This is a genomic window from Pantoea sp. B550, assembly GCF_024158165.1.
GTDB classification, from domain to species: Bacteria; Pseudomonadota; Gammaproteobacteria; order Enterobacterales; family Enterobacteriaceae; genus Pantoea; species Pantoea alfalfae.
Genome location: NZ_JAMYXI010000003.1, coordinates 1,946,944 through 1,961,999 on the forward strand (window position 1 = coordinate 1,946,944; position 15,056 = coordinate 1,961,999).

Annotated in this window: 14 protein-coding genes; all 14 read left to right on the forward strand. The window is 55.3% G+C overall.

Going from position 1 to position 15,056, the window contains the following annotated elements; translation table 11 throughout:
• Positions 1 to 18 precede the first annotated feature (18 nt).
• The 14 genes from atpF to NIM72_RS12270 all read left to right on the forward strand — a co-directional run bounded on the left by atpF (position 19) and on the right by NIM72_RS12270 (position 14,959).
• Entirely contained in the window at positions 19 to 489 is a 471-nt protein-coding gene (atpF, locus tag NIM72_RS12205; protein ID WP_253420559.1) for a F0F1 ATP synthase subunit B, read from the forward strand.
• Positions 490 to 503: 14 nt separating this feature from the next.
• Positions 504 to 1,037 carry a F0F1 ATP synthase subunit delta gene (atpH, locus tag NIM72_RS12210; RefSeq protein ID WP_003849530.1) on the forward strand — a complete coding sequence of 178 codons (534 nt, stop codon included), beginning with the start codon at positions 504 to 506 and terminating at the stop codon, positions 1,035 to 1,037.
• Positions 1,038 to 1,051: 14 nt separating this feature from the next.
• On the forward strand, positions 1,052 to 2,593 hold the full coding sequence (atpA, locus tag NIM72_RS12215) for a F0F1 ATP synthase subunit alpha (RefSeq protein WP_003849532.1): 1,542 nt from the start codon (positions 1,052 to 1,054) through the stop codon (positions 2,591 to 2,593).
• Positions 2,594 to 2,645: 52 nt separating this feature from the next.
• Positions 2,646 to 3,512: a F0F1 ATP synthase subunit gamma gene (gene atpG, locus NIM72_RS12220; RefSeq protein ID WP_003849534.1), complete on the forward strand. Its 867-nt coding sequence runs from the start codon at positions 2,646 to 2,648 to the stop codon at positions 3,510 to 3,512.
• Positions 3,513 to 3,542: 30 nt separating this feature from the next.
• Complete coding sequence (atpD, locus tag NIM72_RS12225) at positions 3,543 to 4,940, forward strand: F0F1 ATP synthase subunit beta (RefSeq protein WP_008926373.1); 1,398 nt, start codon at positions 3,543 to 3,545, stop codon at positions 4,938 to 4,940.
• Positions 4,941 to 4,964: 24 nt separating this feature from the next.
• Positions 4,965 to 5,384, forward strand: a complete 420-nt coding sequence (locus NIM72_RS12230) for a F0F1 ATP synthase subunit epsilon (protein ID WP_008926374.1) — start codon at positions 4,965 to 4,967, stop codon at positions 5,382 to 5,384.
• A gap of 160 nt (positions 5,385 to 5,544) precedes the next feature.
• Positions 5,545 to 6,915 (forward strand): bifunctional UDP-N-acetylglucosamine diphosphorylase/glucosamine-1-phosphate N-acetyltransferase GlmU, encoded by a 1,371-nt coding sequence (gene glmU / locus NIM72_RS12235; RefSeq protein WP_161733299.1) that lies wholly within the window; start codon positions 5,545 to 5,547, stop codon positions 6,913 to 6,915.
• A gap of 153 nt (positions 6,916 to 7,068) precedes the next feature.
• Positions 7,069 to 8,898 carry a glutamine--fructose-6-phosphate transaminase (isomerizing) gene (glmS, locus tag NIM72_RS12240; protein ID WP_253420562.1) on the forward strand — a complete coding sequence of 610 codons (1,830 nt, stop codon included), beginning with the start codon at positions 7,069 to 7,071 and terminating at the stop codon, positions 8,896 to 8,898.
• Between the two features lie 165 nt (positions 8,899 to 9,063).
• Positions 9,064 to 10,107, forward strand: coding sequence for a phosphate ABC transporter substrate-binding protein PstS (gene pstS, locus NIM72_RS12245; protein ID WP_253420565.1), 1,044 nt, complete (start codon positions 9,064 to 9,066; stop codon positions 10,105 to 10,107).
• An 86-nt stretch (positions 10,108 to 10,193) separates the two neighbouring features.
• Positions 10,194 to 11,156: a phosphate ABC transporter permease PstC gene (pstC, locus tag NIM72_RS12250; protein WP_222924810.1), complete on the forward strand. Its 963-nt coding sequence runs from the start codon at positions 10,194 to 10,196 to the stop codon at positions 11,154 to 11,156.
• On the forward strand, positions 11,153 to 12,043 hold the full coding sequence (gene pstA / locus NIM72_RS12255; protein ID WP_161733293.1) for a phosphate ABC transporter permease PstA: 891 nt from the start codon (positions 11,153 to 11,155) through the stop codon (positions 12,041 to 12,043). Before pstC ends, pstA begins: the two co-directional genes overlap by 4 nt.
• 44 nt (positions 12,044 to 12,087) lie before the next feature.
• Complete coding sequence (gene pstB / locus NIM72_RS12260) at positions 12,088 to 12,861, forward strand: phosphate ABC transporter ATP-binding protein PstB (protein ID WP_013359568.1); 774 nt, start codon at positions 12,088 to 12,090, stop codon at positions 12,859 to 12,861.
• A gap of 17 nt (positions 12,862 to 12,878) precedes the next feature.
• Entirely contained in the window at positions 12,879 to 13,613 is a 735-nt protein-coding gene (gene phoU / locus NIM72_RS12265; protein WP_009088225.1) for a phosphate signaling complex protein PhoU, read from the forward strand.
• A 107-nt stretch (positions 13,614 to 13,720) separates the two neighbouring features.
• Entirely contained in the window at positions 13,721 to 14,959 is a 1,239-nt protein-coding gene (locus NIM72_RS12270) for an MFS transporter (protein ID WP_161733291.1), read from the forward strand.
• The last annotated feature ends 97 nt before the right edge of the window (positions 14,960 to 15,056 follow it).

Genomic DNA, 15,056 nt, shown 5'->3' on the forward strand with positions numbered 1-15,056 from the left:
ATCTAGAGGCATTGTGCTGTGAACATTAATGCAACAATCCTCGGCCAGGCTATCGCGTTCATCCTGTTTGTCGCGTTCTGCATGAAGTACGTATGGCCGCCGCTCATGGCTGCTATCGAAAAGCGCCAGAAAGAAATTGCTGAAGGCCTTGCTTCTGCTGAACGTGCAAAGAAAGATTTGGATCTCGCGCAGGCTAATGCGACCGACCAGCTGAAAAAAGCCAAAGAAGACGCTCAGATCATTATCGAGCAAGCGAACAAGCGTCGCGCGCAGATTCTGGACGAAGCGAAAACCGAAGCTGAAAACGAACGTAATCGCATCGTGACACAAGCGCAGGCTGAAATTGACGCCGAACGCAAACGTGCGCGTGAAGAACTGCGTAAGCAGGTTGCGTTGCTGGCTATGGCTGGCGCCGAGAAGATCATCGAACGCTCCGTGGATGAAGCTGCTAACAGCGACATCGTTGATAAACTGGTCGCTGAACTGTAAGGAGGGAGGGGCTGATGTCTGATCTGATTACTGTAGCTCGCCCCTACGCCAAAGCAGCTTTTGACTTTGCTGTTGAGCATCAAAGTATAGAACGCTGGCAACAGATGCTGGCGTTTGCCGCAGAAGTGGCTCGCAATGAACAGATGGCTGATCTTCTCTCCGGTGCATTAGCACCTGAAGCGCTGGCAGCGTCGTTTAACGCAGTCTGTGGTGATCAACTGGATGAACCCGCGCAGAACCTGATTAAGGTGATGGCGGAAAACGGACGTTTGACAGCGCTTCCGGCTGTACTGGCCCAATACATCGAACTGCGTGACGCTCATGAAGCCACCGCTGAAGTTGATGTTATCTCCGCCAGTACGCTGAGTGACGACCAGCTGAATAAAATCAGCGCCGCGATGGAAAAACGTCTGTCACGCAAAGTTAAGCTGAATTGCAAAATTGATAAGTCTGTGATGGCAGGCGTGATCATCCGTTCGGGTGATCTGGTTATTGATGGCAGCGTACGCGGCCGTCTTGACCGTCTGGCTGACGTCTTGCAGTCTTAAGGGGACTGGAGCATATGCAACTGAATTCCACCGAAATCAGCGAACTGATCAAGCAGCGCATTGCTCAGTTCAATGTCGTGAGTGAAGCTCACAACGAAGGTACGATTGTTTCTGTAAGTGACGGTATCATCCGCGTACACGGCCTGGCCGATGTCATGCAGGGTGAGATGATTGCCCTGCCGGGTAACCGTTACGCTATCGCCCTGAACCTCGAGCGTGACTCGGTTGGTGCAGTGGTGATGGGTCCTTACGCTGACCTCGCCGAAGGCATGAAGGTTAAGTGTACTGGCCGCATTCTTGAAGTACCGGTAGGCCGCGGCCTGCTGGGCCGCGTTGTGAACACCCTGGGTGCGCCAATCGACGGTAAAGGCGCAATCGACAACGACGGTTTCTCACCAGTCGAAGTGATTGCACCTGGCGTTATCGATCGTCAGTCAGTCGACCAGCCGGTTCAGACCGGTTATAAGTCGGTCGATGCGATGATTCCAATCGGCCGTGGCCAGCGTGAGCTGATCATCGGTGACCGTCAGACCGGTAAAACCGCGATGGCGATCGATGCGATCATCAACCAGCGCGATTCAGGCATCAAGTGTGTCTACGTTGCGATTGGTCAGAAAGCCTCAACCATCTCTAACGTGGTTCGTAAGCTGGAAGAGCATGGCGCACTGCAGAACACCATCGTTGTTGTGGCGTCTGCTTCTGAATCAGCTGCACTGCAGTATCTCTCTCCGTACGCAGGTTGTGCGATGGGCGAATACTTCCGTGACCGTGGTGAAGATGCGCTGATCGTATACGATGACCTCTCCAAACAGGCTATCGCTTACCGTCAAATCTCTCTGCTGCTGCGCCGTCCACCAGGCCGTGAAGCGTTCCCTGGCGACGTGTTCTATCTCCACTCCCGTCTGCTGGAACGTGCATCACGCGTAAGCGCTGATTATGTAGAACGTTTCACTAATGGCGCAGTGACAGGTAAAACCGGTTCACTGACCGCGCTGCCGATCATCGAAACTCAGGCGGGCGACGTTTCTGCGTTCGTTCCGACCAACGTAATCTCGATTACTGATGGTCAGATCTTCCTGGAATCGAACCTGTTTAACTCCGGTATTCGTCCGGCCGTTAACCCAGGTATTTCGGTATCCCGCGTAGGTGGTGCTGCACAGACCAAGATCATCAAGAAACTGTCCGGTGGTATCCGTACCGCGCTGGCACAGTATCGTGAACTGGCGGCGTTCTCGCAGTTCGCCTCTGATCTGGATGATGCTACCCGCAAACAGCTGAGCCACGGTCAGAAAGTGACCGAGCTGCTGAAGCAGAAACAGTATGCGCCGATGTCTGTCGCGCAGCAGGGTCTGGTTCTGTTCGCTGCAGAGCGTGGCTACCTGAACGACGTTGAACTGGCAAAAATTGGCAGCTTCGAAGCTGCACTGCTGGCCTTCGCCGATCGCGACCACGCTGAGCTGATGGCTGAAATCAACCAGTCGGGTAACTTTAACAACGATATCGAAGCGAAGCTGAAAGGCCTGATCGATACGTTTAAAGCAACCCAGTCCTGGTAATGTCTGGCGGCTTGTCTGAAAAGGCAGGCCGCAAGGCTTTGAGGAGAAGCTAATGGCCGGCGCAAAAGAGATACGAAGCAAGATTGGAAGCGTGAAAAACACGCAGAAGATCACCAAAGCGATGGAAATGGTCGCCGCCTCCAAGATGCGTAAAACGCAGGAACGCATGGCGGCCAGCCGTCCGTATGCAGACACCATGCGCAAAGTGATTGGTCACCTTGCGTTGGGTAATCTGGAATACAAGCACCCTTACCTGGAACAGCGCGACGTCAAGCGCGTCGGCTACCTGGTCGTTTCTACAGACCGCGGGCTTTGTGGTGGTTTGAACATTAACCTGTTCAAAAAATTACTGGCGGATATGAAGTCCTGGTCCGATAAAGGCGTGCAGAGCGATCTGTCGATTATCGGTTCAAAAGGGGCGTCATTCTTCAGTGCTGTGGGTGGCAACATTGTGGCGCAAGTCAGCGGCATGGGCGATAAACCTGCCCTGTCTGATCTGATTGGCCCGGTAAAAGTGATGTTGCAGGCTTATGATGAAGGCCGCATCGACAAACTGATGATCGTCAGTAACAAATTCAATAACACCATGTCTCAGACTCCGACCATCACCCAACTGCTGCCGTTAGCGCCAGCGGAAGGTGAAGAAGAGATGAAGGCGAAGACCTGGGATTACCTGTACGAACCCGATCCGAAAGCGCTGCTGGATACCCTGCTGCGCCGTTATGTCGAATCGCAGGTTTATCAGGGTGTGGTGGAAAATCTGGCCAGTGAGCAGGCTGCACGTATGGTGGCGATGAAAGCCGCAACCGACAACGGCGGAAATCTGATCAAAGAGCTGCAGTTGGTATACAACAAAGCTCGTCAGGCCAGCATCACCCAGGAACTTACCGAGATCGTCTCGGGGGCCTCCGCGGTTTAACCAGGTTTGGAATTAGGTAGAGGATTCAAGATGGCAACTGGAAAGATTGTCCAGATTATCGGCGCCGTTGTTGACGTCGAATTCCCTCAGGACGCGGTACCGCAAGTGTACAGCGCCCTCGAGGTAATGAATGGTGATGCGCGTCTGGTGCTGGAAGTACAGCAGCAGCTCGGCGGCGGCGTAGTGCGTACCATCGCAATGGGTACGTCTGACGGCCTGAAGCGTGGTCTGAACGTCAACGACCTGCAGAAACCGATTCAGGTTCCGGTCGGTAAAGCGACCCTGGGCCGTATCATGAACGTTCTCGGCGAGCCTATCGACATGAAAGGCGAGCTGAAAGAAGAAGATGGCAGCGCAGTAGAGATCGCCTCTATTCACCGCGCAGCGCCTTCTTATGAAGATCAGTCTAACTCGCAGGAACTGCTGGAAACCGGTATCAAGGTTATCGACCTGATGTGTCCGTTTGCCAAAGGCGGTAAAGTGGGTCTGTTCGGTGGTGCGGGTGTCGGTAAAACCGTCAACATGATGGAACTGATCCGTAACATCGCAGCTGAACACTCAGGTTACTCTGTGTTTGCTGGTGTGGGTGAGCGTACTCGTGAGGGTAACGACTTCTATCACGAAATGACTGACTCAAACGTTATCGATAAAGTTGCTCTGGTCTATGGCCAGATGAACGAGCCGCCGGGTAACCGTCTGCGCGTCGCACTGACCGGTCTGACCATGGCGGAAAAATTCCGTGATGAAGGCCGCGACGTTCTGCTGTTCATCGATAACATCTACCGTTACACCCTGGCCGGTACAGAAGTTTCTGCACTGCTGGGTCGTATGCCATCTGCGGTAGGTTACCAGCCAACGCTGGCAGAAGAGATGGGTGTGTTGCAGGAGCGTATTACCTCCACCAAGACCGGTTCAATCACTTCCGTACAGGCCGTTTACGTCCCTGCGGATGACCTGACTGACCCGTCACCAGCAACCACCTTTGCGCACTTAGACTCAACGGTAACGCTGAGCCGTCAGATCGCCTCTCTGGGTATCTACCCGGCCGTTGACCCGCTGGACTCTACCAGCCGTCAGCTGGATCCGCTGGTTGTCGGTCAGGAGCACTATGATGTTGCACGTGGCGTTCAGTCACTGCTGCAGCGTTATCAGGAACTGAAAGACATCATCGCCATCCTCGGTATGGATGAGCTGTCTGAAGAAGACAAACTGCTGGTGGCACGTGCGCGTAAGATTCAGCGCTTCCTGTCTCAGCCGTTCTTCGTTGCGGAAGTATTCACCGGTTCACCGGGTAAATACGTTACGCTGAAAGACACTATCCGTGGCTTTAAAGGCATCATGGAAGGTGAGTTTGACCACCTGCCAGAGCAGGCCTTCTACATGGTTGGTGCCATCGAAGAAGCCGTGGAAAAAGCGAAGAAACTGTAATAACGGTTTCCCGGGAGGAAGATTATGGCTATGACTTATCACCTGGATGTGGTCAGCGCAGAGGAGCAGTTGTTCTCTGGTCTGGTACAGAAAATTCAGGTGTCAGGTAGCGAAGGTGAACTGGGGATTTTCCCTGGCCATGCGCCGCTGCTGACTGCCATTAAGCCTGGAATGATCCGTATCGTGAAACAGCACGGCGAAGAGGAGTATATCTACCTCTCTGGCGGCGTGCTGGAAGTGCAACCGGGCAGCAGCACCGTTCTGGCCGATACCGCGATTCGCGGTACCGATCTGGACGAAGCGCGTGCTCTGGAAGCAAAACGCAAAGCAGAAGAGCACATGAACAGCAGCCACGGCGACGTGGACTACGCTCAGGCCTCTGCCGAGCTGGCGAAAGCCATTGCTAAACTGCGCGTGATCGAACTGACCAAAAAAGCGATGTAATCCAGCTTTATGCGTCACGAAATGCCAGCCCTCGGGCTGGCATTTTTTTTGCCTGTGGCGGCCAATCTGTCCGTCCGCCTAATTTCGGCCTGAGAAAAATGTAGTAATCTCAACCCCAAACCGTTTTACTTTCACCCGTAAAAATTCACTCAGGATAGTTATGTCTAACAGTGCGATGAGTGTGGTGATTCTTGCTGCTGGCAAGGGCACCCGTATGTATTCCGATCTGCCTAAAGTTCTGCATACGCTGGCAGGCAAACCGATGGTTCAGCACGTCATTGATGCCGCCAAAGGGCTGGGCGCACAGCAGGTACATCTGGTTTATGGTCACGGTGGCGACCGCCTGAAAGCGACCCTTACCGACAGCACGCTTAACTGGGTGCTGCAGGCTGAGCAGCTCGGCACCGGCCATGCGATGCAGCAGGCCGCGCCTGCCTTCGCCGATGATGAAGATATCATGATGCTCTATGGCGACGTGCCGCTGATCACTCAGGCGACATTACAGCGTCTGCGTGAAGCAAAACCGCAGGGCGGCATTGGCTTACTCACCGTGGTACTGGATGACCCGACCGGCTATGGCCGCATTGTGCGCGAGAACGACACCATCACCGGCATTATCGAACAGAAAGATGCCACCCCGGCGCAGCTCACCATTAAAGAGATCAACACTGGTATTCTGATCGCCAACGGCGGCGATTTAAAACGCTGGCTGTCACAGCTCACCAACAACAATGCACAGGGTGAGTATTACATCACCGATATTATCGCGCTGGCGCATCAGGAAGGTCGGGTAATCAACGCAGTCCATCCGGCACGTATCAGCGAAACCGATGGCGTAAATAACCGTCTGCAGCTGGCGACATTAGAACGCACTTACCAGGCTGAACAGGCGGAAAAACTGCTGCTGGCCGGCGTGATGCTGCGCGATCCGGCACGGTTTGATTTACGCGGGACGCTGACGCATGGACGGGATGTCGAAATCGACACCAACGTCATTATTGAAGGCCAGGTCACGCTAGGCTCGCGCGTCAAAATCGGCGCGGGCTGCATTATCAGAAACAGCGTGATTGGCGATGACTGTGAAATCAGCCCCTATACGGTGATCGAGGATGCTCATCTCTCCACCGCCTGCACCGTCGGGCCCTTTGCCCGTCTGCGTCCTGGCAGCGAGCTGGCGCACGCCGCTCACGTGGGAAACTTCGTCGAAATGAAGAAAGCGCGTCTCGGCAAGGGATCGAAAGCGGGTCACCTCTCTTATCTGGGTGATGCGGAGATTGGCGACAACGTGAACATTGGTGCAGGCACGATTACCTGCAACTATGATGGCGCGAATAAATTCAAAACCGTGATTGGCGATGACGTATTTGTCGGCTCAGATACGCAGCTGGTGGCCCCGGTCAGCGTCGCGGCAGGCGCTACCATTGCGGCAGGCACCACCCTCATGAAAGATGTGACCGAAGCCGGTCTGGTCTATAACCGTAAAGAACAGAATCACAAAGCGGACTGGCAGCGTCCGGTGAAGAAAAAATAAATTTTTAACGGCCCGCTTTATGCGGGCCGATGCAGTGCAGTGCCAAAACTATAATCCCCACTCTCTACAAGGCTCGGGGAACCGGCAAAGCCGGATATCAGGTCGCATGACAACAGAAGTGGCGAAAAGCCATGTAGTCAGGAAAACATCATTATGTGTGGAATTGTTGGTGCAGTAGCACAACGCGATATCGCAGAGATTCTGCTGGAAGGTCTGCGTCGTCTTGAATATCGCGGATATGATTCGGCCGGTCTGGCCGTGGTCGATCGTCAGGGGCACGTCACGCGCCTGCGGCGGTTAGGGAAAGTGCAGAAACTGGCGGAAGCTGCTGAACAGCAGCCGCTGATTGGTGGCACCGGTATCGCGCACACGCGCTGGGCAACCCATGGCGAGCCGTCGGAAGCGAATGCGCATCCGCACGTCTCAGAGCACATCATCATCGTGCACAACGGCATCATTGAAAACCATGAGCCGCTGCGCGCTGAGCTGATTGAACGCGGCTACGTCTTTGTCTCTGAAACCGACACCGAAGTGGTGGCGCATCTGGTTCACTGGGAGCAGAAGCAGGGCGGTTCGCTGCGCGAAGTCGTATTGCGCGTAATCCCACAGCTGCGCGGTGCCTATGGCATGGTCATCATGGACAGCCGCGATCCGTCACTGCTGGTGGCCGCCCGTTCCGGCAGCCCGCTGGTGATTGGCCGTGGCATGGGTGAAAACTTTATCGCCTCAGATCAGCTGGCTCTGCTGCCGGTGACCCGCCGGTTCATCTATCTGGAAGAGGGTGATATCGCCGAGATCAGCCGTCGTGATGTCACGGTAATCGACCGTGAAGGCAACACCGTGACGCGTGCTGAAATCGAGTCGAACCTGCAATATGATGCCGGTGACAAAGGCATTTACCGTCATTACATGCAGAAAGAGATCTACGAACAGCCGATGGCGCTGAAAAGCACTCTGAGCGGTCGGTTCAGCCAGGGACAGGTTGACCTCAGCGAGCTGGGCGCGGGCGCTGAAGCGATGCTGAGTCAGGTGGAGCATATCCAGATTATCGCCTGCGGCACCTCTTATAATTCCGGCATGGTGTCACGCTACTGGTTTGAGTCGCTGGCAAATATCCCCTGTGACGTGGAGATCGCCTCTGAGTTCCGCTATCGCAAGTCAGCGGTACGCAAAAACAGCCTGCTGATCACCCTGTCGCAGTCGGGTGAAACGGCGGATACTCTGGCAGCACTGCGTCTCTCGAAAGAGCTGGGCTACCTGGGGTCGCTGGCCGTCTGTAACGTGGCGGGTTCGTCACTGGTGCGGGAATCTGACCTGGCACTGATGACCAAAGCGGGCACCGAAATCGGCGTCGCCTCTACCAAAGCGTTTACCACCCAGTTAGCGGTGCTGCTGATGCTGGTGGCGAAACTGGGACGTCTGAAAGGCATGTCTGCGGAGACTGAGCATGAGATCGTTCATGCCCTGCAGGCGTTGCCGAACCGGATTGAGCAGATGCTGGCGCAGGATAAGCTGATTGAGAATCTGGCAGAAGGCTTCTCTGACAAGCATCACGCGCTGTTCCTGGGTCGTGGCGATCAATACCCGATTGCCATGGAAGGGGCGCTGAAGCTCAAGGAGATCTCCTACATTCATGCGGAGGCTTACGCCGCAGGCGAGCTGAAACATGGCCCGCTGGCGCTGATTGATGCGGACATGCCGGTGATCGTAGTGGCACCTAACAACGAACTGCTGGAGAAGCTCAAATCCAACATCGAAGAGGTGCGTGCACGCGGCGGTCTGCTCTATGTGTTCGCCGATCAGGATGCAGGCTTTAGCGACAGTGACGGGATGAAGATTATCCCGTTGCCGCATGTTGAAGAGGTGATTGCGCCGATCTTCTACACCGTGCCGTTGCAGTTACTCTCCTATCACGTTGCCCTAATTAAAGGCACCGACGTCGATCAGCCACGCAACCTGGCAAAATCGGTTACCGTGGAATAACCTGGTGGGCCCCGTCGCGGGCCCACTTCATTCTGGCCCTCTGTCATATAACTGTCACATTTCGTACATTTCACTGTCATCAAACTGTCCTATTTTCCCTCCTGCAGCAATCACAGACTCTTACTAAAACGGCCCCTAGCCTGACTTTTCTCCCCTGGAGGGAATATGACACTGATGCGTAGCACCGTAGCCCGAATCCTCGCCACCACCTTCGCTGTAAGCGCGGTATCTGCTTTTGCGGCCACCGATCTCACTGGTGCAGGCGGGACGTTCCCGGCGCCGGTTTATGCCAAGTGGGCAGCAGAATATCAGCAAGCCACCGGTAGCAAAATTAACTACCAGGGCATCGGTTCATCTGGCGGCGTAAAACAGATCATCGCCAAAACCGTTGATTTCGGTGCGTCCGATGCGCCAATGAAAGATGAAGATCTGCAGAAAAATGGCCTTTTCCAGTTCCCTACCGTGATCGGTGGTGTGGTGCTGGCGGTTAACCTGCCAGGCATCAAGTCAGGCCAGCTGACGCTGGATGGTAAAACCGTCGGTGATATCTACCTCGGCACCATCAAAAAGTGGAACGACCCGGCGATCGCCAGACTCAACCCGGGCGTAAAACTGCCAGAGACCAACATCAACGTGGTGCGTCGTGCTGATGGTTCAGGCACCTCATTCGTCTTCACCAGTTACCTGGCGAAAGTGAACCCGGACTGGAACAGCAAAATTGGTAAAGGTAATACCGTTAACTGGCCGGTGGGTCTGGGCGGTAAAGGCAACGACGGCGTCGCCGCGTTTGTTCAGCGTCTGCCGGGTTCTATCGGCTACGTGGAATATGCCTACGCCAAACAGAACAACCTGACCTACACCAAACTGATCAATGCCGATGGTAAAGCGGTTGCACCAAGCGAGACCAGCTTCAGTAATGCCGCGAAAGGCGCTGACTGGAGCAAGTCTTTTGCGCAGGATCTGACCTTCCAGAAGGGCGCGGATGCCTGGCCAATCTCCTCAACCACCTTCATTCTGATCTATAAAGATCAAGCGAATGCGGCTAAGGGCGCTGAAGTGCTGAAGTTCTTCGACTGGGCTTACAAAAGCGGCAGCAAAACCGCCACAGCGCTGGATTATGCTGCGCTGCCAGAGAGCGTGACCGAGCAGATTCGCGCCGCCTGGAAAGCCAATATCAAAGACAGTTCTGGTAAAGCGCTTTATCAGTAATTGACCGACCCTGGCCGGACAGCGGTCCGGTCAGACCCAGCGGGCGGCTCATGCCGCCCTGATAACTTCTGAAGACTGAGACTTCTATGGCTGCAACGAAGCCGGCATTCAAAGCCCCAGGCAAACAAGGTGACAGAATTTTTGGCGCGCTGGTCAGGCTGGCTGCGCTGATTGTGCTGTTACTGATGGGCGGCATTATTGTCTCCCTGATCATCTCCTCGTGGCCCAGCATCCAGAAGTTTGGTTTCGCCTTTTTGTGGACCAAAACCTGGGATGCGCCCAACGAACAATTTGGCGCACTGGTTCCGATTTACGGCACCCTTGTGACCTCCATCATCGCCCTGATTATCGCCGTGCCAGTGAGTTTTGGTATTGCGCTGTTCCTGACTGAACTCGCGCCAGGCTGGCTGCGTCGCCCGCTGGGCACCGCCATTGAGCTACTGGCAGCTATCCCGAGTATCGTTTACGGCATGTGGGGCCTGTTTGTCTTCGCGCCACTGTTTGCCGAATATTTCCAGACGCCGGTTAACGACGTGATGTCGGGTATTCCGATTGTTGGCGAACTCTTCTCCGGCCCCGCTTTCGGTATCGGTATCCTCGCGGCGGGAGTGATTCTGGCGATCATGATCATCCCGTACATTGCCTCGGTGATGCGCGACGTCTTTGAGCAGACCCCGGTGATGATGAAAGAGTCAGCCTACGGCATCGGCTGCACCACCTGGGAAGTGATCTGGCGCATCGTCCTGCCATTTACCAAAAATGGTGTGATTGGTGGCGTGATGCTGGGGCTGGGTCGTGCGCTGGGTGAGACCATGGCAGTGACCTTTATTATCGGCAACACCTACCAGCTCGACAGCCCATCGCTGTTTATGCCGGGTAACAGCATCACCTCGGCGCTGGCCAACGAGTTTGCGGAAGCGGAGTCGGGCGTGCATGTCGCCGCGCTGATGGAGCTGGGCCTGATCCTGTTTGTGATTACCTTTATCGTGCTGGCGATTTCAAAGCTGATGATTATGCGACTGCAGAAAAGTGAAGGAACGCGCTCATGACCACGATTGAAATTCAGGCGCGCGCCGAACTGGACGCATCACGTCGTAAAATGCAGTCCTGGCGCAGCACGAAAAATAAAATTGCGCTGACGCTGTCGCTGCTGACCATGGCGTTTGGTCTGTTCTGGTTGGTGTGGATACTGTTCACCACCGTCACGCGCGGTGTGGATGGACTCTCCTGGTCCCTGTTCACCGAATCAACGCCACCGCCAAATACCGCAGGCGGCGGTCTGGCGAACGCCCTGGCCGGCAGTGGATTGCTGATTTTCTGGTCGACCTTTTTCGGCACACCGCTGGGCATCATGGCTGGGATCTATCTGGCGGAATATGGGCGCAAGTCTGCCCTGTCAGAAGTGATCCGCTTTATTAACGACATTCTGCTTTCAGCCCCCTCCATTGTGGTCGGCCTGTTCGTCTACACCCTGGTGGTGTCGCAGATGCAGCACTTCTCCGGCTGGGCCGGGGTGATTGCGCTGGCACTGCTGCAGGTGCCGATTGTGATTCGTACTACCGAAAATATGCTGCGGCTGGTGCCAGATAGCATGCGTGAAGCGGCTTATGCGCTTGGCACACCGAAGTGGAAGATGATCTCGGCCATCACCCTGAAAGCCTCGGTCTCCGGCATCATCACCGGCGTGCTGCTGGCGATTGCCCGCATCGCAGGGGAAACGGCGCCGCTGCTGTTTACGGCGCTGTCGAACCAGTTCTGGAGCACCGACATGATGCAGCCGCTGGCAAACCTGCCGGTCACCATCTTTAAGTTTGCCATGAGCCCGTTCGCCGAATGGCAGAGCCTGGCCTGGGCAGGTGTGCTGATCATTACCCTCTGCGTGCTGCTGCTGAACATTGTGGCGCGGGTGATTTTCGCCAAAGGTAAACACGGTTAACTTCCGGCGCGGCCCTGAGCGGCGCCGTATAAGAGAGATGAATGATGAGTATCGCGACAGCAACAGCCGATAAAATTCAGGTTCGTAATCTGAACTTCTATTACGGTAAGTTTCATGCGCTAAAGAACATTAACCTGGATATCGCTAAGAATCAGGTCACCGCGTTTATCGGCCCGTCGGGCTGTGGTAAGTCGACCCTGCTGCGTACCTTCAATAAGATGTACTCGCTCTATCCAGAGCAGCGGGCCGAAGGGGACATTCTGCTGGATGGTGAAAACATTCTGGCGACACAGCAGGATATCGCGCTGCTGCGCGCGCGCGTCGGCATGGTATTCCAGAAGCCTACGCCGTTCCCGATGTCAATTTATGACAATATCGCCTTTGGCGTGCGCCTGTTTGAAAAGCTATCGCGTGCCGATATGGATGAGCGCGTACAGTGGGCGCTGACCAAAGCAGCGCTGTGGAATGAAACCAAAGACAAGCTGCATCAGAGCGGTTACAGTCTCTCCGGCGGCCAGCAGCAGCGTCTGTGCATTGCGCGTGGCATCGCGATTCGGCCGGAAGTCTTACTGCTGGATGAGCCCTGCTCCGCACTGGATCCCATTTCCACCGGCCGCATTGAAGAGCTGATCACCGAGCTGAAGCAGGACTATACCGTGGTGATCGTGACGCACAATATGCAGCAGGCGGCACGCTGCTCTGACCATACTGCTTTCATGTATCTGGGCGAACTGATTGAGTTCAGCGACACCGACACGCTGTTCACCAAGCCCGCGCAGAAGCAAACCGAAGACTACATTACTGGCCGCTACGGCTGATCTGACAGGAGATCGACATGGATAATCTGAATCTGAATAAGCACATCTCCGGTCAGTTCAATGCCGAACTGGAGCATATCCGAACCCAGGTAATGATCATGGGCGGCATGGTCGAGCAGCAACTGACCGATGCGATTACCGCCATGCATAATCTGGATGGTGAACTGGCGCAGCGGGTGATCGACGGCGACCAGAAGGTCAATATGATGGAAGTGGAGATTGATGAAGCCTGCGTGCGCATCATCGCCAAACGTCAGCCAACCGCGATCGATTTGCGGCTGGTGATGGCGATTATCAAAACCATTTCCGAGCTGGAGCGCATTGGCGACGTGGCAGAGAAGATCAGCCGCACGGCGCTGGAGAAATTTGGTCAGCAGCATCTTCCGCTGCTAGTGAGCCTTGAGTCGCTGGGTCGTCACACCGTGCAGATGCTGCATGATGTGCTGGACGCTTTCGCGCGGATGGATCTCAATGAGGCGATCACCATCTACCGCGAAGACAAAAAGGTGGATAAAGAGTACGAAGGTATTGTGCGCCAATTGATGACCTACATGATGGAAGATCCGCGCACCATTCCCAGCGTGCTGACAGCATTGTTCTGCGCCCGCGCGATTGAGCGTATTGGCGATCGCTGCCAGAACATCTGCGAAATTATCTTCTATTTCGTCAAAGGTCAGGATTTCCGTCACGTTGGTGGAGACCGGCTCGATGAATTATTGTCAGGTGACGATGGCAGCAACCGCCCTTCCTGAGTAATCTTATCCCTGTGCCTGAGTGGCGCAGGGATACGCCTTTTCAATTGGTCACATCCTGAACTCTCCTTATAATTGCGGCACTTTTCTTTATGAGGTGCGCAACGATGTCCCCTTCTCCCCAATCTAAGCCGGGCGTCACGCCGGGCAAAGCGATGCTGGCTGCGGTCAGCGGTTATGCCATGGATGGATTTGACCTGCTGATACTCGGCTTTATGCTGCCGGCGATCAGTGTTTCGCTGGCGCTCAATCCCTCACAGGCGGGATCGCTGGTGACCTGGACGCTGATTGGCGCGGTTATCGGTGGCATCGTATTTGGTCATCTCAGCGACCGCTATGGTCGCATCCGCATGCTCACCGTCACGATTCTGGTCTTCTCGGTCTTTACCGGGCTGTGCGCGGTGGCGCAGGGCTACTGGGACCTGCTCGCCTGGCGAACGCTGGCGGGTGTGGGCCTGGGTGGCGAATTCGGTATTGGCATGGCGCTGATTGCCGAAGCCTGGCCTGCTGAGAAGCGTAACCGCGCATCAGCGTGGGTCGGTATCGGCTGGCAGCTCGGCGTGCTGATGGCAGCCTTTATCACGCCGCCGCTGCTGAATATCATCGGCTGGCGCGGCATGTTCCTGGTCGGATTATTACCGGCGCTGGTCTCGTTTGCTATTCGTCGCGGCATGGGCGAACCAGAGGCGTTTCAACGGCAGGTTAAACATGTGCCGTCGCTCTCGTTTCCGGCGCGCCTGAAGCTGCTGGTGCGCGACCGCGCGACCGCCAAAGCCAGTCTCGGTATTTTTATCCTTTGTTCCGTGCAGAACTTTGGTTACTACGGGCTGATGATCTGGATGCCGAGCTACCTCTCCTCCAGCTTTGGCTTCAGTCTGACGAAATCCGGCCTCTGGACTGCGGTAACGGTGGTCGGGATGACCTTTGGCATCTGGCTGTTTGGCGTGCTGGCCGACCGCTTTGCGCGCTGGAAAATCTTCCTGCTCTATCAGTTTGGTGCCGTCGTGATGGTGGTGGTGTATGCGCAGCTGCGCGACCCGAACATCATGTTATTTACCGGTGCGATCATGGGAATGTTTGTTAACGGCATGATTGGCGGCTACGGCGCGCTGATTTCCGATACCTTCCCGCCGCAGGTGCGTGCCACCGCGCAAAATGTCCTGTTCAACCTTGGGCGTGGCGTGGGTGGCTTCGGCCCGGTAGTGATTGGTCTGCTGGCGAGCCAGTTCTCGTTTACGGCGGCGATTACCCTGCTGGCGCTGATTTATCTGCTGGATATTGCGGCGACGCTGTTCCTGCTGCCGAAGAAACAGGGTCAGGAAGATACGCTGGGCGCGATTGGCTGATGCTGCCTGGAAGGTATGGCTGAGTTAGTGTCATCCCGGCCACGCCGGGTCAGTAATACCGATCATCTTTTCTGCATTAATCAACCCCCTGGCTTTT